General features: G+C 62.0%; 22 protein-coding genes and 3 pseudogenes. 19 read left to right on the top strand and 6 right to left on the bottom strand.

From position 1 onward, the window contains the following. The 4 genes and pseudogenes from EN859_RS38790 to EN859_RS29775 all read left to right on the top strand — a co-directional run. Window positions 1–218, top strand: a pseudogene (locus EN859_RS38790) (hypothetical protein); the annotation flags it as partial. A 12-nt stretch (window positions 219–230) separates the two neighbouring features. After that, a complete protein-coding gene (locus EN859_RS29765) occupies window positions 231–677 on the top strand; it encodes a pyridoxamine 5'-phosphate oxidase family protein (protein ID WP_127856274.1) in 447 nt (148 codons plus the stop codon). 107 nt (window positions 678–784) lie between these two features. Continuing rightward, window positions 785–1,183, top strand: a complete 399-nt coding sequence (locus tag EN859_RS29770) for a c-type cytochrome (RefSeq protein WP_127856273.1) — start codon at window positions 785–787, stop codon at window positions 1,181–1,183. Window positions 1,184–1,254: 71 nt separating this feature from the next. Beyond that, a complete protein-coding gene (locus EN859_RS29775; RefSeq protein ID WP_245525764.1) occupies window positions 1,255–2,811 on the top strand; it encodes a bifunctional aminoglycoside phosphotransferase/ATP-binding protein in 1,557 nt (518 codons plus the stop codon). 7 nt (window positions 2,812–2,818) lie between these two features. Here EN859_RS29775 and EN859_RS29780 read toward each other — a convergent pair whose 3' ends face one another. After that, window positions 2,819–5,509, bottom strand: coding sequence for a bifunctional acetate--CoA ligase family protein/GNAT family N-acetyltransferase (locus EN859_RS29780; RefSeq protein ID WP_127856271.1), 2,691 nt, complete (start codon window positions 5,507–5,509; stop codon window positions 2,819–2,821). Between the two features lie 291 nt (window positions 5,510–5,800). Here EN859_RS29780 and trxC point away from each other — a divergent pair, with 291 nt between their 5' ends. The 4 genes from trxC to EN859_RS29805 all read left to right on the top strand — a co-directional run bounded on the left by trxC (window position 5,801) and on the right by EN859_RS29805 (window position 8,606). Then, complete coding sequence (gene trxC / locus EN859_RS29790; protein ID WP_127856269.1) at window positions 5,801–6,250, top strand: thioredoxin TrxC; 450 nt, start codon at window positions 5,801–5,803, stop codon at window positions 6,248–6,250. Window positions 6,251–6,261: 11 nt separating this feature from the next. Beyond that, a complete protein-coding gene (locus tag EN859_RS29795) occupies window positions 6,262–7,515 on the top strand; it encodes an MgtC/SapB family protein (protein WP_127856268.1) in 1,254 nt (417 codons plus the stop codon). Between the two features lie 87 nt (window positions 7,516–7,602). Further along, entirely contained in the window at window positions 7,603–7,989 is a 387-nt protein-coding gene (locus EN859_RS29800) for a hypothetical protein (RefSeq protein WP_127856267.1), read from the top strand. Window positions 7,990–8,018: 29 nt separating this feature from the next. Then, window positions 8,019–8,606, top strand: coding sequence for an NAD(P)H-dependent oxidoreductase (locus tag EN859_RS29805; RefSeq protein WP_127856266.1), 588 nt, complete (start codon window positions 8,019–8,021; stop codon window positions 8,604–8,606). A 6-nt stretch (window positions 8,607–8,612) separates the two neighbouring features. Here EN859_RS29805 and EN859_RS29810 read toward each other — a convergent pair. The 4 genes and pseudogenes from EN859_RS29810 to EN859_RS29830 form a co-directional block, all read right to left on the bottom strand. Continuing rightward, a pseudogene (locus tag EN859_RS29810) lies at window positions 8,613–8,873 on the bottom strand (alcohol dehydrogenase); the annotation flags it as partial. Window positions 8,874–8,914: 41 nt separating this feature from the next. Further along, the gene (locus tag EN859_RS29815; protein WP_127856265.1) at window positions 8,915–9,271 is read right to left on the bottom strand and encodes a hypothetical protein; all 357 of its coding nucleotides are present in this window, start codon (window positions 9,269–9,271) and stop codon (window positions 8,915–8,917) included. Further along, a complete protein-coding gene (locus tag EN859_RS29820) occupies window positions 9,268–9,840 on the bottom strand; it encodes a hypothetical protein (protein WP_127856264.1) in 573 nt (190 codons plus the stop codon). The genes EN859_RS29815 and EN859_RS29820 overlap by 4 nt, the downstream gene beginning before the upstream one ends. A 430-nt stretch (window positions 9,841–10,270) precedes the next feature. Then, a complete protein-coding gene (locus EN859_RS29830) occupies window positions 10,271–11,254 on the bottom strand; it encodes a zinc-dependent alcohol dehydrogenase family protein (RefSeq protein WP_127856263.1) in 984 nt (327 codons plus the stop codon). 262 nt (window positions 11,255–11,516) lie between these two features. Between EN859_RS29830 and arcD the strand changes: the two genes are divergently transcribed. From arcD to arcC, 4 genes are read left to right on the top strand one after another with little or no spacing between them, the layout of a single operon-like run. Then, window positions 11,517–12,983: an arginine-ornithine antiporter gene (arcD, locus tag EN859_RS29835; protein WP_127856262.1), complete on the top strand. Its 1,467-nt coding sequence runs from the start codon at window positions 11,517–11,519 to the stop codon at window positions 12,981–12,983. Next, the gene (locus EN859_RS29840) at window positions 12,980–14,212 is read left to right on the top strand and encodes an arginine deiminase (RefSeq protein ID WP_127856261.1); all 1,233 of its coding nucleotides are present in this window, start codon (window positions 12,980–12,982) and stop codon (window positions 14,210–14,212) included. The genes arcD and EN859_RS29840 overlap by 4 nt, the downstream gene beginning before the upstream one ends. Before the next feature lie 18 nt (window positions 14,213–14,230). Beyond that, window positions 14,231–15,232, top strand: a complete 1,002-nt coding sequence (gene argF, locus EN859_RS29845; protein WP_127856260.1) for an ornithine carbamoyltransferase — start codon at window positions 14,231–14,233, stop codon at window positions 15,230–15,232. A gap of 1 nt (window position 15,233) precedes the next feature. After that, window positions 15,234–16,160, top strand: coding sequence for a carbamate kinase (gene arcC / locus EN859_RS29850; protein ID WP_127856259.1), 927 nt, complete (start codon window positions 15,234–15,236; stop codon window positions 16,158–16,160). A gap of 232 nt (window positions 16,161–16,392) precedes the next feature. Here the strand turns inward: arcC and EN859_RS29855 are convergent, their stop codons facing one another. Further along, window positions 16,393–17,667, bottom strand: coding sequence for a hypothetical protein (locus EN859_RS29855; RefSeq protein WP_127856258.1), 1,275 nt, complete (start codon window positions 17,665–17,667; stop codon window positions 16,393–16,395). Between the two features lie 50 nt (window positions 17,668–17,717). Here EN859_RS29855 and EN859_RS29860 point away from each other — a divergent pair, with 50 nt between their 5' ends. From EN859_RS29860 to EN859_RS29885, 7 genes and pseudogenes are all read left to right on the top strand, one after another. Then, window positions 17,718–18,158, top strand: coding sequence for a hypothetical protein (locus tag EN859_RS29860; RefSeq protein WP_127856257.1), 441 nt, complete (start codon window positions 17,718–17,720; stop codon window positions 18,156–18,158). Window positions 18,159–18,327: 169 nt separating this feature from the next. After that, a complete protein-coding gene (locus EN859_RS40565; RefSeq protein ID WP_348632954.1) occupies window positions 18,328–18,894 on the top strand; it encodes a DUF305 domain-containing protein in 567 nt (188 codons plus the stop codon). Window positions 18,895–18,949: 55 nt separating this feature from the next. Further along, window positions 18,950–19,189: a hypothetical protein gene (locus EN859_RS39705; protein ID WP_245525765.1), complete on the top strand. Its 240-nt coding sequence runs from the start codon at window positions 18,950–18,952 to the stop codon at window positions 19,187–19,189. Beyond that, complete coding sequence (locus EN859_RS39710) at window positions 19,150–19,416, top strand: hypothetical protein (protein ID WP_245525766.1); 267 nt, start codon at window positions 19,150–19,152, stop codon at window positions 19,414–19,416. Before EN859_RS39705 ends, EN859_RS39710 begins: the two co-directional genes overlap by 40 nt. A gap of 117 nt (window positions 19,417–19,533) precedes the next feature. Next, window positions 19,534–19,758 carry a DUF2933 domain-containing protein gene (locus tag EN859_RS29875; RefSeq protein ID WP_245525767.1) on the top strand — a complete coding sequence of 75 codons (225 nt, stop codon included), beginning with the start codon at window positions 19,534–19,536 and terminating at the stop codon, window positions 19,756–19,758. 2 nt (window positions 19,759–19,760) lie between these two features. Next, window positions 19,761–20,428, top strand: a pseudogene (locus EN859_RS29880) (isoprenylcysteine carboxylmethyltransferase family protein). Window positions 20,429–20,506: 78 nt separating this feature from the next. Beyond that, a complete protein-coding gene (locus EN859_RS29885; RefSeq protein ID WP_127856255.1) occupies window positions 20,507–21,928 on the top strand; it encodes a multicopper oxidase family protein in 1,422 nt (473 codons plus the stop codon). Window positions 21,929–21,935 lie beyond the last annotated feature (7 nt).

Below are 21,935 nucleotides of genomic sequence, written 5' to 3' on the forward strand. Positions count from 1 at the left end.
CTCGGGAAGCCGACCGTGTGGTTTGCCTTAGCCAGCCGGGACGGTTCCGCGCGCTGGGTTACCACTATCAAAGTTTCCCCCAACTTTCCGACGGCGAGGTCATCGCTGCGATGGACGAGGCTGCCCAGCGCCCGCAGCACCGAAATCAGAAGCGTTCCCCTGGCCCAGGTTCAGGCGCAGCCAGAGAAACAACGACACGGGATGGTCGCGAAAAATAGGAGATAGCATCGATGCTGATCCGCACGCTTTCTGCGCTGGAATGTACGAAATTGCTGGCCGCCCATCGTATCGGCCACTTGGCATGCGCGAAGGACGGGCAACCCTACGTCGTGTGCCTCAACTACGCCTACGCTGACAATCACCTCTACGCCTTTTCCTTGCTAGGCAAGAAGATCGACTGGATGCGGGCCAATCCGCTGGTGTGTGTCCAGGTCGACGAACACGGCCAGGGGCGGGGCTGGAGGAGCGTGGTTGTCGACGGCCGCTACGAAGAGCTGCCGGACCGGATCGGCCACAAGGTGGAACGCGATCATGCATGGGCGTTGCTGAGCAAACATGTCGACTGGTGGGAACCCGGCGCCCTCAAGCCGGTCATGCCTCCCGTGTCAGACAGCACGCCGCACGTTTTCTTCAGGATTCTCGTCGAGCAGGTGTCTGGCCGCGAAGCAAGTGAGTAAGCTGTTTCAGCAACTCGAGGCGACCGTCCCTGCCCGCAAATTGATCCGGATCAACGTCCCTGCGCGCCGACGCTGTAGGCTCCGGCCATCAATCGGTGGACACGCGGATGAAATTCCTGATCGCGGCAGCTTTCGTAACCATGGTCCTCAATGCGTCAACGGCGCAGGAAATGAGTTATGGACAGGCGGAATATCTGAATTCTTGCGCGGTCTGTCATGGTCCCGAAGGCAAAGGCGACGGCCCCTTGGGCGACGAGCTAGTGAAGCGACCAGCCGACCTGACACACCTCTCCAGACAGAACGGCGGCGAATTCCCTTACTGGCGCGTCTTTGCAGTGATCGACGGCCGCACCATGGTGCCGGCGCATGGCGAGCGCGATATGCCGGTCTGGGGCCGCCAATTCCTCCCCGATGACGCTAAGAAATACGGCCCCAACGCCGGAGAAATCGTCACCACGGAACGGATCCACAATCTGGCTGGTTATGTTCAGACGCTGCAGCGGTAATGTCCGATGGCGGAAAGCTATTCGAATTATCGCCTTTGGTTTCAATCGCCCAGGCGAACGGGAGGCCGATAGTGATCGTTGAAGACCAGAAGGCTGCGGTCGCATTTCTACTCAACCCCGCCGCTTATGGCGAGACCGGCCCGGTTGAGGCGATTGAGACCCACATTTCGCGTCTCTTCCTGGTCGGCCAGCGCGCCTTCAAGATGAAGCGGGCGGTCAAGCTGCCCTATGTCGATTTCTCGACGCCGGCTCTCCGTCTCGCAGCTTGCGAGAAGGAGGTCGAGCTCAATTCCAGGACCGCTCCCGGGCTCTACCTCGGTGTGCGGCGCATAACGCGAGAAGACGGCAGGCTCGCCTTCGACGGAACCGGCGAACTGGTCGATGCGGCGGTCGAGATGATTCGCTTCGACCAGTCGCAGCTCCTCGACCGAATGGCTGTCGGTGGCGAACTGACGCCGGCATTGATGACAGCGGTGGCGCGCATGATCGTGCAATACCATCGCGGCGCACCTGAGATCCACACCGGCAGCGGGTCGGCGAACCTGACGTGCGTGCTCGCCATCAACGAGGCAGGCTTTGCCACCAGCCATGTTTTCGAAAGAGCCGAAATCGACGGATTCACAGAGGCCTTCCGCATCGCCCTCGCCCGTCATTCCGAGCTGCTCGACCGGCGGGAGGCGGCGGGCAAGGTCCGCCGTTGTCACGGCGATCTGCATCTGCGCAACATCTGCCTTTTCGACGGCGAGCCACGCCTCTTCGATTGCATCGAATTCAATGACCAGATCGCCAGCATTGATGTGCTCTACGATCTGTCCTTCCTGCTGATGGACCTTTGGCATCGTGGCTTTCCGGAATTCGCCAATCTGGTGATGAACCGCTACTTCGACGAAGCAGACGACGAGGACGGCTTCATCCTGCTGCCCTTTTTCATGGCAGTGCGGGCCGCAGTGCGCGCCCATGTCACGGCAACGCAGGTCGAGGAAGCAAGCACCGATTCCGACGGACTGATCGCCGAGGCCAGATCCTATTTCGCGCTAGCCCGAACACTGCTCAAGAGTGTCTCTCCTCGCCTGATCGCCATCGGCGGCCTGAGCGGTTCCGGCAAGACGACCGTTGCCGAAGCACTCGCCGCACAGGTCGGCGCCCCACCTGGCGGGCGCATTGTCGAGAGCGACCGCATCCGCAAAGCCATGCATGGGGTGCCCGCCGAGACGAGACTGCCGGACAGGGCCTATCGGCCGGAGGTGTCGGACCGCGTCTATCGTGAAATGGCATGGCGCGCCGGCCTGATCCTTTCCGAAGGCGGCTCGGTGGTCGCCGATGCCGTGTTCGACAGGCCCGCCGACCGCGAGCGGATCGAAAAGGCCGCGCGTGACAGGGGTGTCGTTTTTGCCGGATTTTGGCTGACAGCGGATCCGCTCGTTCTTTGGCAGCGGGTCAATGAGCGCAAGAGTGGCCCCTCCGACGCCACTGTCGACATCCTTTCGCGGCAATTGCAGCGAAATGGCTCCCAATCCAACTGGCGCAAGGTCGATGCCGATCGAAAGCCCGCTGACGTCACCGCCGAGTTGATGCACCTCTCGCAAGCCGCCGCATCAGCAGGCGGCCCCCTCAAGACAGCATCCTGACAGCCGGCTATCGGCTCCACCCGAGGTCCAGCCTCGCCAGCGACAGGCCAGCCTGGCTCGGATGATGCGCAATCGAAAACCCGAATTCACGGCACATCGCCAGCATCCTGATGTTTTCGGTGAGCATTATCCCCTCGATCCGGCTGATCCGATCTGCCTTGGCATAGTCGACGATCTGCCTGAGCAGTTCCCAGCCGAGGCCATGGCCCTGCAGGTCCGTGCGCACCAGCAAAGCATATTCGGCGGTGGTGTGGTCCGGATCGCAGGAAAGCCGGCTCACGCCTGCCAGCGCGCCTGTGCTCTGATCCAACGCGACGAAAGCCATGTCCCGGTCATAGTCGAGCTGTGTGAGCCGTTTCAGCATTTGGTCCGAGAAGTTCTTGCGTGGAGAAAGGAAACGCAGGCGCAGATCGTCCGGCGAAATCCGAGCGAGGAATTCCGGATAAAGCGCAATGTCAGCCGGCTTGATCGGCCGGATGTGAAAACGGGCGCCGTTGGCCGAGAACTTCCTGTCCCAGCCCGACGGGTAAGGCCTGATCGCGAGTGCGGGGTTCGGCCCCGGCTCCTCGACGCGTTCCGGTTCGATCTCGATGCGGGCATCGAGTGCGACCACGCCATCGGCGTCGGCCAGCAACGGGTTGATGTCGATGGAGACGAGGCACGGAAAGTCAACGATCATCTGCGACAACCCATTGAGCGCAGCGACGATTGCCCCACGGTTCGCCGGCTTGCGATCGCGGAATCCGGCAAGCAGGCGGCCGATCCGGGTGTGTTCGATCAGGTCACCGGCAAGCACATCGTCGAGCGGCGGCAACGCCATCGCCGTATCGTCCATCACCTCCACCGCGACCCCGCCGGCGCCAAACAGGATTACCGGACCGAAGATCGGATCACGACTGACGCCGAGGATGACTTCCTGCGCCTGTTTGCGCGCCACCATTGGCTGGACAGCATAGCCTTCGATGGTGGCTGCCGGCGCGTGCTTGCCTACGCGCGCCTCGATTGCTCTGGCCGCCTTGCCGGCCGCCGCGGCGGTTGCGAGGTTGAGCTCTACGCCGCCGATGTCGGACTTGTGCGAGATCGTCCTCGACAGCAGTTTGACGACGACCCGTTCGGAAGTCTTCAAAAGCCGGCCTGCCGCCTGCTCTGCCTCGACGGCGGATTTGGCGACAATAGTTTGGGGTACCGCAATGCCATAGGCGGAGATCGCCGCCTTGGCTTCCGGCTCCATCAGCATTCGTCGACCTTCCTTCGCGACCTGCCTCAGTATGGCAAGCACGGCTGCGCGGTCGCTGGTGGTATCCTCGCTACGGCTCGACGGTGTTCGCATCAGCGACCGCTGGGCTCTGGACCAGTCGCTGAGGTAAGAAACGGCGGTCGCTGCATCCGCAGGTGTTTCGAAGCTGGCGATGCCGGCGTCCTGAAGGATGCGCCGCCCGTCGCGCGCCGTGTGTTCCCCAAGCCAGCAGGTCAGCATGGGTTTGCCGCCGATCTTGCCCTCACTGGTGAGTTCGGCCACCGCCTTTGCCACAGCAAGCGGCGAGCCCAGCCCCGTTGGGCAGTTCATCACCAGGACGACGTCGGTTCCCGGATCGGCTGCGACGGCCTCAACGGCCGCCTTGTAGCGTTCAGGCGGAGCATCCCCAATGATGTCCACCGGGTTGGCGTGCGACCAGGTGGGCGGCAGTGTGGTATTCAGGCGGACGACCGTCGCCGGCGAAAGGGCCGCCAGTTCCCCCTTGCAGTCCATGAGCTGGTCCACAGCCAGCACACCGGCGCCGCCGCCATTGGTGACGATGCCGACACGGGCTCGATCGAGCGGTGCGAAGCGAGCGGTCGTTTCAGCGGCGTCGAACAATTCGGCAAGACCCTTGACGCGCAAAATACCCGCTCGCTGAAGAGCAGCCTCTACCACTCGGTCGGCGCCCGACAGCGCGCCGGTGTGGGTCGCCGCTGCTTTCGCCGCCTGCTCGTGGCGGCCCGACTTGATCGCGATCACCGGCTTTATGCGCGCCGCAGCACGTGCGGCCGACATGAACTTGCGCGGATTGGGAATGGTTTCGAGATACATCACGATTGCGCGTGTCCGCGCATCGCCCGCCAGCATGTCGAGGCAGTCGGCGACATCGACATCCGCCATGTCGCCCAGGGAAACGATCTGCGAGAAGCCGACATTGTTGTCCGCGGCCCAGTCGATCAACGATGTGGCAATGGCGCCGGATTGCGACAGCAGCGCGATGTTGCCGGGCCTGGCTGCCATATGCGCGAATCCTGCGTTCAGCTTCACAGGTGGGATTATCAGCCCGAGCGTATTCGGCCCGATGATCCGGAAAAGAGTAGGCTTCGCAGCGTCGAGCATCGCCTGGCGCAGGCCATTCTCGTGCGTCAGTCCGGCGGTGATGACGACCGCTGCGCGCGTGCCCTTTTCACTGAGGTCACGCACGACGCCGGGAACCGTCTCCGGCGGCGTCACGATGACGCCGAGGTCGGGAACGCCTGGCAGGTCGGCAGCCTTCGCATAGCAGTGTCGACCAGCCAGTCCCGAATATTTCGGGTTGACCGGCCATATCTCGCCCTCGAACCCGCCATTGACGATGTTGTCAAAGACGACACGGCCAACCGAGCCGTCACGCACGGATGCGCCGAAGACGGCAACCGACTTCGGGCTGACTGCATGTTCGAGATTTCGGATCGTCACTGCTTGGTCTCCCGTTCGTGGCGATAATCGGCGGGCGATCTTGCGCGTTCATTGCGTTGGATCAAAGCCTCTCCCGGCGATCGCAATTAGCTGTTGCCAGAAGTCGAGGCGATCGCCGGCGCTCGCGAAATGCCAATTTCAAGCAGTCCTCGACCATGGGACAGATCACGCCCGTGGCGGGAGCATTGCTTCAGGAAGGTATCGACATAGTGGTGATCCTCAACGCGCTACGCACTCTTGGCGATGCGCGTCTCGGGCGCGCATAGTTGACAACAGCAAAGGTGAATGGCCATGGCGCAGGAAAATCTGGTGGTTTGCGGCAAGTGCGGCGGGGTCAATCGCCTGCCGCCAGCGCGCAATGCCAAGGATGCAAAATGCGGAAAGTGCGGCATCAAGCTGTTTTCGGGTCACCCGGAAGATGTCGATGCAGAGACCTTCGATCGCCAGATCACGCGAAGCAGCCTACCTGTTGTCGTCGATATCTGGGCGCCATGGTGCGGCCCCTGCAAGATGATGGCGCCGGCCTACGAAGCGGCAGCGAACGAACTGGAGCCGCATGTTCGGCTCATCAAGCTCAATTCCGACAACGAGCAGGCCGTTTCAGCCAGGCTCGGCATTCGCGGCATCCCGACTATGATCCTCTTCGATGGCGGGCGCGAACTTGCGCGCACCTCCGGCGCCATGACGGCCGGTCAGATCGTCAGGTGGGTTCGCGACCATCTGCCGATGGCCACCGCCTGAAGCCGTCAAAAATGGATCCGCTCATCGCCCGACTCGGACTGGCACTGGCAATAGGCCTTCTCGTCGGATTGGAGCGCGGTTGGCGGGAGCGCGATGCGCCAGATCGCAGCCGGACGGCCGGAATTCGCACGTTTGGCATATCCGGCCTGCTTGGCGGCATCCTCGCGGCACTGGCCACCGCGCTCGGTGCAGTGTCCGTGCTGGTCGGCGGGTTCCTCGCCTTTGCGGCAATTTTCGCTTGGTACAAGGCGCGCGAGGCCGCCCACGACGAGGATTTCAGCGTCACGACAGTAATAGCAGGCCTTGGTGTGTTCGCGCTCGGCGGGCTTTCGGTCGCCGGCGACTACCGGGCCGCTGCTGCCGGAGGGGCGGCACTAGCGGCAATCCTTGCCAGTCGCGAGATCCTGCACGGTCTCTTGAAGCGGCTGACCTGGATCGAACTTCGCTCGGCGCTGATCCTGGCAGTGATGACCGCGATCGTCCTGCCCTTGTTGCCAAACCGGACATTGGACCCGTGGGGCGGTTTCAATCCGTGGGAGGTCTGGTTCCTTACGGTGCTGATGGCGTCGATATCGTTCGCGGGCTATGTCGCCGTTCGCGTCCTGGGAGATACGCGCGGTCTGCTCGTCAGTTCGCTCGCGGGCGCGGTCGTCTCGTCCACCGCCGTGACGATGGCGCTTGCTCGTAGCGCCGTGTCCGCAAACAGTCCGCTGCCGCTCGTCGGCGCGGCTTCGCTGGCGGCTATGGTTTCGGTCCTGCGCGTCTGCACCGTGGTGCTGATCGTCGAGCCAAGCGTATTCGTCGTGGCGGGCATCCCAGCGATTGCAGCGGCGCTCGCCTTCGCATTCTGCGGAGCATTCTTTTTAGTCCGCGCCAGCGGGGATCACAAAAGTGGCGGACCGGCACGTAACCCATTCGAATTGGTTCCGCTGCTGCTCTTTGCGCTGCTCTTTGCGGTTGTCGCCACCGCGAGCGCCGCATTGGCTGCTCAATTCGGTGGAGGCGGCTTGCTGGCGAGTTCGATGCTTGCGGGCACGTTCGATGTTGATGTCTCGGTGCTCAGCGCGCTGCGCCTGGTCAAGCATTCGGTCGCTGTCGAGACAGTGGGCCAGGCGGTGCTCGCAGCACTGGCGGCAAACGCCATCGGTCGGCTGTCTCTGGCCGTATTTGCCGGCCCGGTCAGGTTCTGGCTGCCGCTGGCCGGCATAACCCTGGTTGCGGCGGCTGCCGGCTTCGGCGCCATGTTGCTGCCACCGAACTTCTGACAGCGCCAAGACTCCTAAGCCTCCCTTGATGCGGATCAAGGCCGAGCCTGCTCGTCGCATTACAAAACTCGGTCAAAGGAGTTCGCCATGACCAATGTGAAGCACCTCAGCCCGAAATTCCGCCACGTTAGGCTGCTGCTTGCCCGTGAGAAGGCCCATCCGGACGGCGACCGCGAGGAGGGCTATGACGTGCTCGCCCCGCTGGGCAGCGACGGCCGGATCGACGCCAACGAGTGGAAATCTCACCGGGCTTCCTGCCGCGTTCGCCATTTTCGCACCGGTGAAGAGGATCTGATCGGCCGTCTGCGGCGCAAGTCCGGCGGACAATGGTATTTCGACTATGCCGAAGGCGACCGCGACGACGAGATCGGCTTTCATCTCGGTGACGAGCGCTTCGTAACCGGTGAGTATGTCTCGATCGAACGCAACGGCGCCATGCACACCTATCAAGTGGCAAGGGTCGAACGGCCTTAGCTCAAGACAAGGCGCCTCTGGGGCAAACCATGCCGCGACGCACTCTGATTGTGGTCGGCCATCCTGATCCATCTCCGGATCGGCTCTGTAGCGGTCTGGCGCAAGCCTATGCCGAGGGCGCGGAACAGGCGGGGCATGTCGTCCGTCGGGTCGATCTCGCGACGCTCGATTTTCCGATGCTGCGGACGATGCAGGAGTTTGAACACGGCGCGGTGCCCGGCAGCTTGAAGGAGGCCGCCGAAGCGATCGTCTGGGCGGAGCATATCGTCTTTGTCTTTCCGCTTTGGCTCGGAACCATGCCGGCCCTGCTCAAGGCGCTTCTGGAACAGGTTATGCGGCCGGGAACGGCCTTTGCTTACCCGGACAAGGTCGGCGGCTTTACCAGGACACTGCTTCGCGGCCGCTCCGCTCGTATCGTAGTGACGATGGGCATGCCTTCCATTCTTTACCGGCTTTGGTTCCTCGGCCACGGCATCGCCGGCATGCGTCGAAGCATCCTCCATTTTGTCGGCATCCGTCCGGTGCGCGAGACCTTGTTCGGCATGGTCGCGGGCGCCAGCGACTCGACACGGGCGAAGTGGATCGAACAAATGCGCAGGCTGGGGGAGTTCGGCTAAAGCAGTTCACGGCACAAGGACGGCGGCACCACTCAGTCTTCCGGCGCGCAGATCGTCCAACGCCTGGTTTGCCTGTTCCAGCGGATAGACCTTTGTATGCGTGCGAACCTGCGCGCTCTTCACAATGGGAAAGAACTCTTCCGCGTCGCGACGTGTCAGGTTTGCAACCGACACCAATTCTGCGCACTCCCACAGCAATCGGTAAGGCGTAGCCGGAATATCGCTCATGTGGATTCCGCTCACCACTCGCCCGCTTCGCACACGCCGCGCGATCTCAGTAATGGATTCGCCGGACCGAACCTCTTAGCTTAGACGAAAAGGTACCAGAACGGCGGGAAGGTTAGCAGGAATCCTATCCCGAGCAAGACGAGTGCTGCGATATTGACGGTGCGCATGTTCACCGTTTCCCTTCGCCAAATCCGTGACAGCCCGTACCAAGCAACCAGCCAAACGATGATCGCTACGGTCGTCTTGCCGGAGAGCGGGCCGACAGGATTGTAGAAATTCAATAGATCATGCAGTCCGGGCGACAGCTCGGACGCGAAGGCTAGAACGCCGATGGCAGCACAACCGATGCCCGCAGCTAGAATGGCCGCAGCTCCGGGGCCATTCGGGATCGTCTCAGGCGTCTTTCCAAACTCGACTGTATTTCGCAACGTGTTCATGGCGCTTCCCCCTGCATCAGAATGATCACATCGCCACCCCGAATCGGAGCGTATTTGTTCAGGAATGCACCGAACGCTCCGGCGATTCCCGTGGCGACAAAGGCAGCCACGGCGAAGGCCAGTACGGAGATGCGCATGTTTCGGTGTTGAATGATTGCTCGTCCGTATTTCATGGTGACGTAGGCCACCATGGTTATGGCGATCGGCGCCAGCCAGCCTGCATGCTCTTTCCACTCCATGCCGATGTTATGCCACTCGGATGTCTTCCCGCTCGACAGGAGCAATCGCCGCGGATAGTCCGCGAGATCGGTCACGCCTTCTGCCGGAACGGCTCGATACCAAGGATAGATGACGTAGGTGCCAGAGAACACAGTGAGCCACGCAAGTATCACCATCGCCACGAGGTAAAGACCAAGCAGTGTTTGGCCTCCCGCGCTCATCGCCGACGGCGCCCCGGGCGCGGAAATTCGATACAGTTCGACCAGTGCGCCGGAGAACGCCAGCATGAACAGGGCTCCAAACCCCATTCCGTGCAGCACAGTCATGAAGTCGTGCGTTGTAATTTCCATGACACACCCCTTTCATTGCCTGGCTATGTTAGCGATCCCGCATGTTGTGCCATTGATCTATATCAAAATAGCCCACTTACGGGCGTTACGCTACTCACCGCTGGCAACGTTTTACCCTTCTGCCGGGTCAACCTCGCGACGCTCGATTTGCTGATTCTGCGGGCGATGCAAGAGTTCAAACACGGCGCATTTCCTGACAGCCTAAAGGTACCGCCGAAGGATCTGGAGCAGGTCATGCGACCGGGAACGGCTTCGCCTACCGGACAAGCGTGGCGGCTTCACCACGACACTGCTTCGCGGCAGATCTGCTCGCGTGGTCGTGACCATGGGCATGCCCTCCGTTCTTTACCCGCTATGGCTCCTCGGCGACGCGACACGGACGAAGTGGATCGAACAAATGCGCAGGCTGGGGGAGTTCGGCTAGAGCAGTTCACGGCACCAGAACGGCGGCACCACTCAGTCTACCGGCGCGCAGATCGTCCAACGCCTGGTTTGCCTGTTCCAGCGGATAGACCTTTGTATGCGTGCGAACCTGCGCGCTCTTCACAATGGGAAAGAACTCTTCCGCGTCGCGGCGTGTCAGGTTTGCGACTGATACCAATTCACGCTCTTCCCAGAGCAATTCATAAGGCATCGCCGGAATATCGCTCATGTGAATTCCGCCGCATACTACGCGGCCGCCCTTGCGCACAGCTCGCAGCGCGGTCGGCACCAGGCCGCCAATAGGCGCGAAGATGATCGCGGCGTCGAGCGGTTCGGCCGGGCGCTCGTTCGAGCCGCCGGCCCAGGTCGCGCCGAGCGAACGCGCAAAATCCTGCGCGTCTTTGTCGCCCGGCCGCGTGAAAGCGAAAATCTCACGACCCTGCCAGATCGCCACCTGCGCGATGATGTGCGCGGCAGCGCCGAAGCCATAGATCCCGAGCCGCCTGCCGCCGCCAGCCTTCTTCAGGCAACGCCAGCCAATGAGACCGGCACAAAGCAGCGGCGCCAGCGATATTGGATCGCCATCGGCATCCAGATCGAAGGCAAAATGCTCGTCGGCGATGACATGGCTGGCAAAGCCGCCGTCGCGTGTATAGCCGGTGAATTGTGGTTGATCGCAGAGGTTTTCACTCCCAGCGACGCAATAGGGGCAGTGGCCGCAAGTATGCCCGAGCCAAGGTACGCCCACTCTGCTTCCGAGCCGGGACCCGGCGACGCCCTCACCAACCTTATCGATGACGCCGACAATCTCATGACCGGGGACGAGCGGCAGTTTTGGATGAAGCAAATCACCATCCACGACATGCAGATCGGTCCGGCAGACCGCGCATGCCTCAACCTTCAGCCTGATCTCGCCCGCCCCAGGGATGGGATCGGGTCCGTCGACCAGCTTCAAAGGCGTGCCGACGCTTTCGAGCACCATCGCTTTCATGACACCTCCTATGCCTGCCGGAACGACGAAGAAGGTCACGATCCACTTCCCTTTGACGTTCCGACATATCAGGGCGATTGTAATGCGATCTTCGACCATGCGCACTACGGGCACGGCCCAGCATGCCCGGCCCTGCGAAATCCGGAATAGCTTCGAGACAGCAAGCTTTCAGAGCGAAAATGGACTTTGACCAGCATCAAAGCTGCTGGTGCTTTTTCGTGTTCATTGCCTCCCATCAAGGCCTCAAATCTGGGAGAGCATTATGACCACGGCTGGAATCAACATCCCTATCGGCAAAGTCACGACCGCAGCAGCGACGAAGCTTCGATTAGGCTCCCTTACGGCGCTCGTGATCGGCTCGATGGTTGGTTCAGGCGTATTTAGCCTGCCGCAGAACATGGCGGCTGGTGCCGGCCCTCTTGCCATCCTGATTGGCTGGGCCATCACAGCGGTCGGCATGCTGGCGCTCGTCTTCGTCTACCAGTCGCTTGCGACCCGCAAGCCCGAGCTCGACGCAGGCCCTTATGCCTACGCCAAGGCCGGCTTCGGTCCCTTCATCGGCTTCAACAGCGCCTGGGGCTACTGGATCAGCGCATGGCTCGGCAACGTCTCCTATGCCGTGATCGTCTTCAGTGCGCTTTCCTATTTCTTTCCGGCCTTCGGCGACGGAAACACCTGGCAGGCGGTGCTCGGCGCATCGGTCCTGCTGTGGCTGATCCACGCCCTGGTTCTCGCCGGCATCCGGCAGGCCGCCGTCATAAACCTGATCGTCACGGTGGCAAAGATCGCTCCGATCGTCCTGTTTGTCGGGGTCGTGGCGGTTGCCTTCAAGCTGGAGGTCTGGTCGCTCGATTTCAGCGGGCTTGGCAACGCCAGTCTCGGCTCGATCACCGCACAGGTGAAAAGCACCATGCTGGTCACCCTGTGGGTGTTCATTGGCATCGAAGGCGCCAGCGTATTCTCCAGCCGGGCCGAGCGCCGCAAGGACATCGCGATGGCGACCGTTCTCGGCTTCTTCACCTGCCTCGCCCTCTACGCCCTGGTCTCGCTGCTATCGCTCGGCATTATGAGCCAGCCTGAGCTCGCCGCGCTGAAGAACCCCTCCATGGCTGGCGTGCTCGAGGCGGTTGTCGGTCCCTGGGGTGCCATCCTCATCAACATCGCCCTCGTCGTGTCGGTGGTTGGTGCATTCCTGAGCTGGACGCTGCTGGCCGCCGAAATTCCGCATGTCGCCGCCAAGGACGGAACAATGCCGAAATTCTTCGGCCGGGAGAGCGAACGCGGCGTGCCATCGAGTTCGCTGTTGATCACCAACCTGCTCGTCCAGGCATTCCTGGTGATCACGCTTTTCGCGCAAAGCACCTATCAGGCGCTGTTCTACATCGCGTCGGCGGCGATCCTGGTGCCTTACATCTTTTCCGGAGCCTACGCGGCCAAGCTTGCGCTGACCGGAGAGAGTTACGAGAGCGGAGAGCAACGCGCCGGCCCGCTTTTTGCCGGGCTGCTGGCAACGGTCTATGGGCTGTGGCTCGTCTACGCAGCCGGTCCAGCGTATCTGTTCATGTGCGCGATCCTCTATGCGCCCGGCATTCTTTTCTACATCTGGGCCCGTCGCGAAACCAATCAACGAGTGTTCCATCCTGTCGAAGCAGCGCTCGCCGTCGCCCTTGTCGCTGCCGGTGTCGCCGCGGCCTACCTGATCTGGAACGGGAGCATCAGCCCGCTATGAACGCACCTATCACCACGACCAAGCTTGGCGCTTTTTCTGAAACTGGCCGACTCCGTGAGGTGCTGGTGCACCGCCCCGACCTCAGCCTCCAAAGGCTGACACCTGACAATTGCAAGGGGTTGCTCTTCGATGATGTGCTTTGGGTCAAGAAGGCACGTCAGGAGCATGATGTCTTCGTCGATGCGTTGCGTGAGCGCGGCGTGCTGGTGCATTCGTTCGGGAAACTGCTGGCCGAGACCGTGAGCCTGACCGAGGCTCGCGACTGGCTTCTCGACCGCAGGATTCACTCCGGTGTCGTCGGGCTCGACATGGTCAATGAGATGCGGGGATGGCTCAACGAGATGCCGTCCGAGCAGCTGGCAGCCTACCTTGTCGGCGGCATCGCCCGTGCGGAGCTTCCATTCGAACCCAGGGGATTGACCGGACGGACGCTCGCCCCTCAAGACTTCGTGCTGCCGCCGCTGCCGAACCAGCTTTTCACCAGGGACAGCTCCTGCTGGATCTACGGCTCGGTCTCGGTCAACGCCATGTACTGGCCCGCCAGACGCCCGGAAGCGGCCAATATCGAAGCAGTGTACCGTTTCCACCCCCGCTTTCGCGACAGCGGCATCCCCTTCGTTTCGCCGGACCTCGGAACAGGCACCAGTCTGGAGGGCGGTGATGTCATGCCGATCGGCGACGGAACGGTTCTCGTAGGCATGGGAGAACGCACCACGCCGCAAGCGGTGGGCGACCTTGCGCGCAGCCTGTTCGCGGCCGGCGAGGCAACGCGCGTGATCGCGGCGCTGATGCCGCGGGACCGCAGCTTCATGCATCTCGACACTGTTTTCACCTTCTGCGACCGCGACCTGGTCACCATGTACCCGCCCGTGGTCGAGCGGCTGCGTACATTCTCACTGCGGCCAGGCGACGGAGCAGCAACCGTTGAGGTCACGGAAGAAACCAAGCCATTCACAGTGGTGGTTGCTGAAGCTCTCGGATTGAAATCGCTGCGGATCATCGCCACTGGCGGCGACCGCTACGAGGCCGAACGCGAGCAATGGGATGACGGCAACAACGTCGTTGCCGTCGAGCCGGGCGTCGTCATCGGCTACGACCGCAATGTCTACACCAATACGCTTCTCCGCCGGGCAGGCATCGAGGTGATAACGGTCGAAGGCGCCGAACTCAGCCGCGGTCGCGGCGGCGGCCACTGCATGACCTGCCCGATTGCCCGCGATCCAATCTGACCCAAAAGGAAACATACCATGCCGACCAATCTCCATGGCCGCTCCGTCCTCACCCTGGACGATCTCACGGCCGACGAGATCCGCTTTCTTCTGAAGCTGGCTACCGACCTCAAGGCGGCCAAGCTCGCAGGGCACGAAGTGCCGCGTCTCACCCGGAAGAATATCGCGCTGATCTTCGAGAAGGATTCGACACGCACGCGGACGGGGTTCGAGGTGGCAGCCTATGACCAGGGCGCCCATGTCACCTATTTCGGTCCCAGCGGCAGCCATATCGGCCACAAGGAATCCATGAAGGACACCGCCCGTGTGCTCGGCCGGATGTACGACGCGATCGAGTATCGCGGCTTTGCCCAGCACCAGGCTGAACTGCTTGCCCTGCATGCCGGGGTGCCGGTTTATAACGGTCTCACCGACGAGGCGCATCCGACGCAGATCCTTGCCGATTTCATGACCATGCGCGAGTTCACGCACAAGCATCTTTCGGACATGACCGTTAGCTTCGTCGGCGAGGGTCGCGACAATGTCGCGATGTCGCTGGCACTCGGAGCGGCCAAGGTCGGCATCGACATGCGCATCGCCTCGCCCAAGGAGCTTTGGCCGGATGAGGAATTCTGCGCCCATGTCAGGGAACTGGCGGAACGCAGCGGCGGCCGCTTCAGACTCGACGAAGACGTGACGGGCTGCGTCCAGAACGCCGACTTCATCTATACCGATGTGTGGATGTCGATGGGCGAGGACAAATCCGGCTGGGCCGAGCGCATTCGTCTTTTGACGCCTTATCGTGTCACTGGCGAAGTGATGGCTGCCGCCGGCAACCCGCACGTCAAATTCATGCATTGCCTGCCGGCGTTCCACGACACCGAAACCGAGATCGGTGCGCTCATTGCGCGGGAATACGGCATCGACTGCATGGAGGTGACCGACGAGGTGTTCGAATCGGATGCCTCGATCGTCTTCGACCAAGCCGAAAACCGCATGCATACGATCAAGGCCCTGCTCGTCGCCACGATCGGCAACTGAGATGCTCATCGTCGTAGCGCTCGGTGGAAATGCATTGCTGCGCCGTGGAGAACCGATGACGGCCGGGAACCAGCGCGCCAACATCGTGCGCGCCGCTTCCGTATTGGCGGATCTGATCGGCGAAGGACATTCGGTGGTGATCACACATGGCAACGGCCCGCAGGTAGGGCTGCTCGCGCTGCAAGCTGCAGCCAACCCGGGCGACGGGGCATTTCCCCTCGACGTGCTCGGCGCCGAGAGCGCCGGCATGATCGGCTATGTGATCGAGCAGGAGCTCAGCAACCTCCTCAGGCAGAGGCTATTTGCGACGCTGCTGACGGAGGTGAAAGTCGACCCGCACGACCCGGCCTTCGTTCACCCGACAAAGCCGATAGGCCCGGTCTACGATGAAGCAACCGCGCATCGGCTTGCCGCGGAACGCGGCTGGCAGATCGCGCCGGATGGCGATAAATGGCGCCGCGTCGTGGCGTCGCCCAAGCCGCTGGAGATTCTGGAAGCATCTGTGATTTCGTTCCTCGTCGAGCGCGGCGTCATCGTCATTTGCACGGGCGGCGGCGGGGTTCCTGTCATAGCGCGAGATGATGGCAGTCTTTGCGGTGTGGAAGCGGTCATCGACAAGGATCTCGCGAGTTCGCTTCTTGCCCGCCAATTGAATGCCGACATGCTGCTCATGCTGACCGACGTCGATGCCGTGTATGTTGATTATGGCACCGCTACCGCCCGTGCGCTCCGGCGGGTTACCCCGACAGAGGTATCGGGGCGGGACTTTCCAGCCGGCTCCATGGGCCCGAAGATCGGAGCCGCAATCGAGTTCGTTGAAGCAACAGGTAAGCCTGCCGCGATCGGCAAGCTCGATGACGCCGTCGAGATTGTCAGAGGCGAGCGCGGCACATGGTTCGACGCCAGCGCTCCCGATCTCATCCATTGAGTCTCTGCACGGCCGAGCAGTCCTGCAATTGGTTCCAGGTGGTTTCCCGTAGGGAAAACCGAATTTCGCGACACGCAGATTTGCGTCGTTGCTATGCCACGGATCAACCGGAAAACAGCCACCAAGGATTTCCCTGCCGTCGCAATCCGCCCAGACTAGCCTGCCAAAGGCTTTCGACGCCGCACCGCTGCAACCGGCCAGCTTCTCGTCAGCACTGATGATCCGTGCATGGTCAAACGGCCAGGACAGGGGCAAAACCGCCGCCGGCCGTGCGGAAGTTCGTGGTTTGGCCCTGGTAGAGGCGCGCGGCGGCGAGCAACATCCGGCCATCGTAAGTGTAGAGCCGCACGTCCATCTTGCGCGGCGTTGGCGTGCCATCGATCTCGATCATGCGCTGCCCGGGTGCCGCAAATGACTGGGCCACATAGCCGCCGCGAGCGATCTCGGCCCACACGCCTTTGGTCACCTTGTCGCCGCGGTAGACCGCCTTGCTGCCGTGGCCGGAGAGCGACTTGAAAAACATGTCCTTGCGGGATTGCCAAGCGGTATCCGAATTGTCGGGCGTGACCAGCGTGGTCCGCGGAACGCCGGCGAGCCGCGCGCGCAGCTCCCGAGAAAGACCGAATGCTTCGAGCGCCGCCGGATCGGACAGCAATGTCAGATTGCGCTTGCTTGCAAGGAGCGCATGGTGGTGCGGATTGGGCGTGACCACCACCGCGCCGTCCTGATAAGCCGCCCTGAGCGCCGCATGCTCCGGCCCATCGAGCGCAAAATCGACCAAGCGATTGTAGACCAGATCGATCTCGTCGCCGTCGAGCCGGAGCCTCCCGCTATCATATTTCAGCTCGCTTGCGTCCACGATTGCCGCCTCGATGCCGTGCTTCAGCAACAACTGCCTGGCAAGCACGAATTCAGGATAGAGATACTGCTCCTCAGGCCGATCATCGACGATCGCGATCCTTCGCGGCGATCCGGTGCCGCGCTGGCGGCGCCATTCGCCCTTGAACATCGCGATGCCGCTGGTTTCGAAATGATCGTCCCTTGTGCCGATCAACGCCCGGTCGACTTCGGAGCAGCAAGCCTTCTGCGCCCTGGCGAGCAGCGCATTGAGGAAAGCGCCGCCGGCGTTGGTGTTCACCTCGATCAGCTTGGGACCGTCATCGTCGAGATGGAAATCGTAGCCCATGAGAGCGCCTACGGGTCCAAAATCCCGTTGCGCGATTTCCGGAGCCCAGGAAAGGACCGCTTCGCGGTAAGCTGGCAACTTTGCTGTCGCCTCGACGGCGAGGACGATTCTCTGCATCTCGTCGAGAGCGGACGCGGCGAGGAAGACCGGGACATTGGAGAACAAGTGCGGCCGCGACGCCATGAAGGCTTCACAGAAGCCGGGCTCGCCGGCCTCATAATCCAGCGCCGCCCAAAGTTCCGCCCGGTCGAGCGTGATGCAGAAGCATTTGCGGTTGAGCCGCGACGCGCTGGCTTCCGCCACCCCGGGGACTGTGAGCATGTCGCTATCTCCTCATTGCCGCCGGAATGGTACGAATTTCGGATTCGCCCATGCTGGCGGGCATTGATTTGCGTCAAAGTGGCAACGCAAAGTTAGGCTACACTGAACCAATGAAAATCGCTTTGGCTCAGCTTCGGTTGCTGCTGGCCGTGATCCTCCTGATCGCGGGCGGTGCCGTTGCTGGATTTGCCGGTCAGGCTTCTGCAATGGGTACCAGCGTTGACGTTGCGACGCTGTCGACGAGCGCCTCGCACGAGATGATGGGTCACGTCGCGTCCACAGACCAGGACAACCATCGCGCGCCCTGTAACGGTTGCCTGGATTGCGCGCACTCGACCGGCTCCGGCTGTTGTGCTGCAGGCATTTCCGCCAGCGAATGCGGCATTCTTCGTCCCGCGCCGGATGCCGCCCATTTCATGGCGGGCAGGGCGTTCCCGGCAACGGGCATCGACCCCGAGGCCCTCCTGCAACCTCCCCGAATCTTCGCCTGATATCGCGCCGTCGCGACCTTGGGAACTGTTGAATCCAGCAGTGCCCGTCAAGGCCCCATAACGCGCGAACGATCCGCGAGACCATAGCCGGTAGCGGCGATCTGGCTGCATTGCGCACCCATTCCAGAGTTCGCCTGTCGGTTGCACATCAGCGACAAAGGAAACAGTCATGAAAATCCACCTTCGATTGATCACGCTTGCAGTCCTCGCAACTCTGTCCGGCGCGGCTTTTGCCCAGACGGATCCACATCATCCGGCGACCGATGCATCACAAACCAAGACAACGGCTCCTGCCGCGGAGGCGATGCCGGGCGGTTTGCCCGAGCAGTGCACGGCGATGATGTCGACGATGCAGAAGATGATGCCCATGATGGAGCAGATGGCTCCCAGGATGCAGCAGATGATGCAAGGCGGCACAACGCAGGGCGGCGGCGTGATGCAGGGCGGCGGCATGATGAACATGCCGACGGACACCGCCAACATGCCCGAGGCCTCCAGGACTTACATGGATGCCATGAAGCGAATGGACGGGCCGAAGATGCAAGGCATCCAGGCCGGCGATCCCGATGTCGCCTTCGTCCAGGCAATGATTCCGCACCATCAAGGGGCCATCGACATGGCTCGTGCGGTTCTGCAATTCGGCAAGGATGATCAGGCAAGGACTGGGCCAATCAGATCATCACGGCTCAGCAGGCCGAAATCGCCGCCATGCAGGAATGGCTCAAGCAACACGTGAAGTGACAGGAAGTCGTCGCCGCCGGGCGCCGGTAAAGCAAGTCGAGGCTCAGCCCATGAAAGCAGCAGTCAATCCATGGACGGTGTCGTCCGCAACCCTTGCCCTGGCGGGAATGATCATCTCCGGGATCGGATTGTATTTCATCGTTCTCAGGCCGCCACTGCTGCCCGAGGATGTCCGCTATATGCGGCTCTCGGCCGGCGAACTGGAAGCCATTGGTCCGCGTCTTGCGATGTGGCTCACGCAGGTTTTCCGGTGCTCGGCGGCTACGCCCTCGCCACCGGCTTTCTCCTGATTGCGCTGGCAATCACCGCGTTCGGCACGCGCCACCCGGCCGCGGTGGCCGGAGCTCTGATCGGAGGAGCGTCGTCCATCGGCCTGATGTCGATGGTCAACTTCATGATCGGCTCCGACTTCAGGTGGCCATTGTTTGCCTGCGCGCTGGTCTGGGCTCTGAGCCTCATCGCGTACGGCTTCGAAAGCTACGCCTCGGCCGCCGTACCCGGCAGCGGCAACCGCTAACAACCAAAGGAACCCAAACCCATGAACTCCAACACACACCCTATGGCCGGTCCCGCAACCGGCTCCGAACCAGAGCCGGAGGCCGAGGCAGGCGGATTTTGGACTTCGAAAACCGGCATGGTCACCATCGCCTTCCTGCTCATCGCGGCGTTTTTTCTGCTCTCCGAGCACTGGGCGCATACGCTCGGTGCCCTTCCCTTTCTGCTGCTGCTCGCCTGTCCTTTGCTTCACATGTTCATGCATGGCGGCCACAGCAGCCATGGCGGTCACGGCAGTCATGCCAGGCACAAGGCAGCCGAGCCGGGCACGCAAGACCGTACCACACACCATAAAGGAGCATGACGATGGTCGAGCAATCTCCCGCCTACGGCCTCTGGGGCCTGGTCATAATCAATTCGGCAGTTTTCATCCTGTTCGCATTCAGCTTCTTCAAGCCGCGAACCAGCCGCGACTGGCGCTCCTTCGGTGCATTCAGCGCCTTCCTGGTGGCGCTGTTTGCCGAGATGTACGGATTCCCACTGACGATTTACCTGTTCTCGGGCTGGCTGCAGTCACGATTCCCCGGCATCGCCTGGTTCTCGCATGATGCCGGTCACCTCCCGGAGATGATGCTCGGCTGGCGTCTCAATCCGCATTTCGGCCCGTTTCACATTCTCAGCTTCTTCCTGATCGGTGGCGGATTCGTGCTGATCTCGACCGCGTGGCGGGTGCTTTACCAAACGCAGCGTCACAATCGCCTCGCAACGGCCGGTCCATATGCCTTCGTTCGGCACCCGCAATATGTCGGCTTCGTCCTCGTCATGGCGGGATTCCTCGTGCAGTGGCCGACGCTGCTGACGCTGGCGATGTTTCCTATATTGGTCGGCATGTATGTGCGGCTTCCTTCATTGAAGAGCGTGAAGCCAGAAAGGAATTCGGCGACGCATACGACCGTTACGCAGCCCGTGTCCCCGCCTTTTTTCCGCATCTGGTCAGACTGTTCGGTTCCGCCGGCGAGCGCCGTGCGCCCTGAAGGCAGGAACGTTTGAGCCTGGTCCTTGTGTGCTGAACGAAACAACGAAATCCGAACTCGAAAGCGAAGGAAATGACCATGAAACGCCGAGATATCCTGAAGGGCGCAGTGGCAGGCGCCGCAGCTTTTGCGATCCCGTCAAGCTTGCTCGCAGTAGCCCCAACCACTCAGTCAGGCGGCCAGACGCTCGGCATCTCGCGCCGCACGATCGAGGTGAACGGCAAATCTGCAAGCGTCTTCGGCCTGCGAGGGGCCGACGACGCGCCCGGCCTGCGCTTGCGGGCGGGCGAAGCCTTCAACGTGCTGCTTCGAAACGAGACAGCCGAGCCGACGATCATACATTGGCACGGGCTGACGCCGCCCTGGCCGAGCGACGGCGTCGCCGACGCGCCACTGCCGCTCATCGGCGCTCGGGCCGATCGCAGTTTCGATTTTCCGGTCGGCGAGCCCGGCACCTTCTGGATGCACGCCCATACCCTTCAGGAACAATTGCTGCTCGCTGCGCCGCTCATCGTCGCCGATCCCGCCGATGACGCAAAAGACGAGCAGGAGATTGTCATCCTGCTCCACGATTTCTCGTTCTCGTCGCCGGAGGAGCTGCTGGCCGGGCTGCAGAGTAAGAATACCGGCGGCTCCATGGACGGCATGGATATGTCGGGAGCGCAACCCGCCATGGCTGGGATGAACGATGGCGGCATGATGACCGATATCAACGACATCGATTATGACGCCTATCTGGCCAATGACCGGCCCCTGGACGACCCAGAGATCGTCCCGGTCGAACGGGGCGGGCGGGTGCGGATGCGGATCATCAACGGCGCCACGGCGACGGCGTTCACAGTCGACTTCGGCGAGCTTGAAGGCGAATTGATCGCGGTCGACGGCCAGCCTGTCGAGCCGGTCAAGGGCCGGCGGTTTCCAATGACGATGGGCCAGCGCATCGACGTGCGCGCGCAGTTGCCGCGCGACCTCAGTTCCTCCTTTCCGATCCTGGCGCTGCGCGAGGGGAGCAAGGAGCGCACCGGAATTGTCCTGCGTCCGGCCGGGGCGACCGTGGCCAAGCTCGGAACGACGGCCGACGTCGACGCCCCGATTTTGGACCTGACGCTCGAGGCGCAACTTCGAGCAATCGCGCCACTAGCTTCACGCCTGGCGAACAAAACGTTCGAAATGGCACTTACCGGCGACATGGCCACCTATCGCTGGGGCCTCGAAGCCAGCGCGCCCATCCTCGTGGACAAGGGCGATCGCGTCGAGGTCACGCTGCGCAACGACACCATGATGGCGCACCCGATGCATCTTCACGGCCACCATTTCCAGGTGGTCGCGATTGACGGGCAGCGCTTCCAGGGCGCGGTTCGCGACACCGTGCTGGTGCCGCCGATGCGCTCGATCACCATCGCCGTGGATGCCGTCAATCCCGGAAAATGGGCCTTCCATTGTCACCATCTCTACCACATGGCGAGCGGTATGATGTCGACCTTTGCCTACCGTAGCTGAGACACCG

Origin of the sequence: Mesorhizobium sp. M00.F.Ca.ET.216.01.1.1 (assembly GCF_004010325.2) — a bacterium.
GTDB lineage: Bacteria > Pseudomonadota > Alphaproteobacteria > Rhizobiales > Rhizobiaceae > Mesorhizobium.

What these genes read in the sequence shown, in the direction of transcription:
- EN859_RS39705 (WP_245525765.1), top strand. Translation starts at nt 18,950, where the DNA reads ATGAAAGCAGCAGTCAATCCATGGACGGTGTCGTCCGCAACCCTTGCC.
- EN859_RS29815 (WP_127856265.1), bottom strand. Translation starts at nt 9,271, where the DNA reads ATGAACACGTTGCGAAATACAGTCGAGTTTGGAAAGACGCCTGAGACG.
- trxC (WP_127856269.1), top strand. Translation starts at nt 5,801, where the DNA reads ATGGCGCAGGAAAATCTGGTGGTTTGCGGCAAGTGCGGCGGGGTCAAT.
- EN859_RS40565 (WP_348632954.1), top strand. Translation starts at nt 18,328, where the DNA reads ATGAAAATCCACCTTCGATTGATCACGCTTGCAGTCCTCGCAACTCTG.
- EN859_RS29770 (WP_127856273.1), top strand. Translation starts at nt 785, where the DNA reads ATGAAATTCCTGATCGCGGCAGCTTTCGTAACCATGGTCCTCAATGCG.
- argF (WP_127856260.1), top strand. Translation starts at nt 14,231, where the DNA reads ATGCCGACCAATCTCCATGGCCGCTCCGTCCTCACCCTGGACGATCTC.
- EN859_RS29800 (WP_127856267.1), top strand. Translation starts at nt 7,603, where the DNA reads ATGACCAATGTGAAGCACCTCAGCCCGAAATTCCGCCACGTTAGGCTG.
- EN859_RS29875 (WP_245525767.1), top strand. Translation starts at nt 19,534, where the DNA reads ATGGTCACCATCGCCTTCCTGCTCATCGCGGCGTTTTTTCTGCTCTCC.
- EN859_RS29830 (WP_127856263.1), bottom strand. Translation starts at nt 11,254, where the DNA reads ATGAAAGCGATGGTGCTCGAAAGCGTCGGCACGCCTTTGAAGCTGGTC.
- arcC (WP_127856259.1), top strand. Translation starts at nt 15,234, where the DNA reads ATGCTCATCGTCGTAGCGCTCGGTGGAAATGCATTGCTGCGCCGTGGA.
- EN859_RS29860 (WP_127856257.1), top strand. Translation starts at nt 17,718, where the DNA reads ATGCTGGCGGGCATTGATTTGCGTCAAAGTGGCAACGCAAAGTTAGGC.
- EN859_RS29805 (WP_127856266.1), top strand. Translation starts at nt 8,019, where the DNA reads ATGCCGCGACGCACTCTGATTGTGGTCGGCCATCCTGATCCATCTCCG.
- EN859_RS29840 (WP_127856261.1), top strand. Translation starts at nt 12,980, where the DNA reads ATGAACGCACCTATCACCACGACCAAGCTTGGCGCTTTTTCTGAAACT.
- arcD (WP_127856262.1), top strand. Translation starts at nt 11,517, where the DNA reads ATGACCACGGCTGGAATCAACATCCCTATCGGCAAAGTCACGACCGCA.
- EN859_RS29795 (WP_127856268.1), top strand. Translation starts at nt 6,262, where the DNA reads ATGGATCCGCTCATCGCCCGACTCGGACTGGCACTGGCAATAGGCCTT.
- EN859_RS29765 (WP_127856274.1), top strand. Translation starts at nt 231, where the DNA reads ATGCTGATCCGCACGCTTTCTGCGCTGGAATGTACGAAATTGCTGGCC.
- EN859_RS29885 (WP_127856255.1), top strand. Translation starts at nt 20,507, where the DNA reads ATGAAACGCCGAGATATCCTGAAGGGCGCAGTGGCAGGCGCCGCAGCT.
- EN859_RS29855 (WP_127856258.1), bottom strand. Translation starts at nt 17,667, where the DNA reads ATGCTCACAGTCCCCGGGGTGGCGGAAGCCAGCGCGTCGCGGCTCAAC.
- EN859_RS29820 (WP_127856264.1), bottom strand. Translation starts at nt 9,840, where the DNA reads ATGGAAATTACAACGCACGACTTCATGACTGTGCTGCACGGAATGGGG.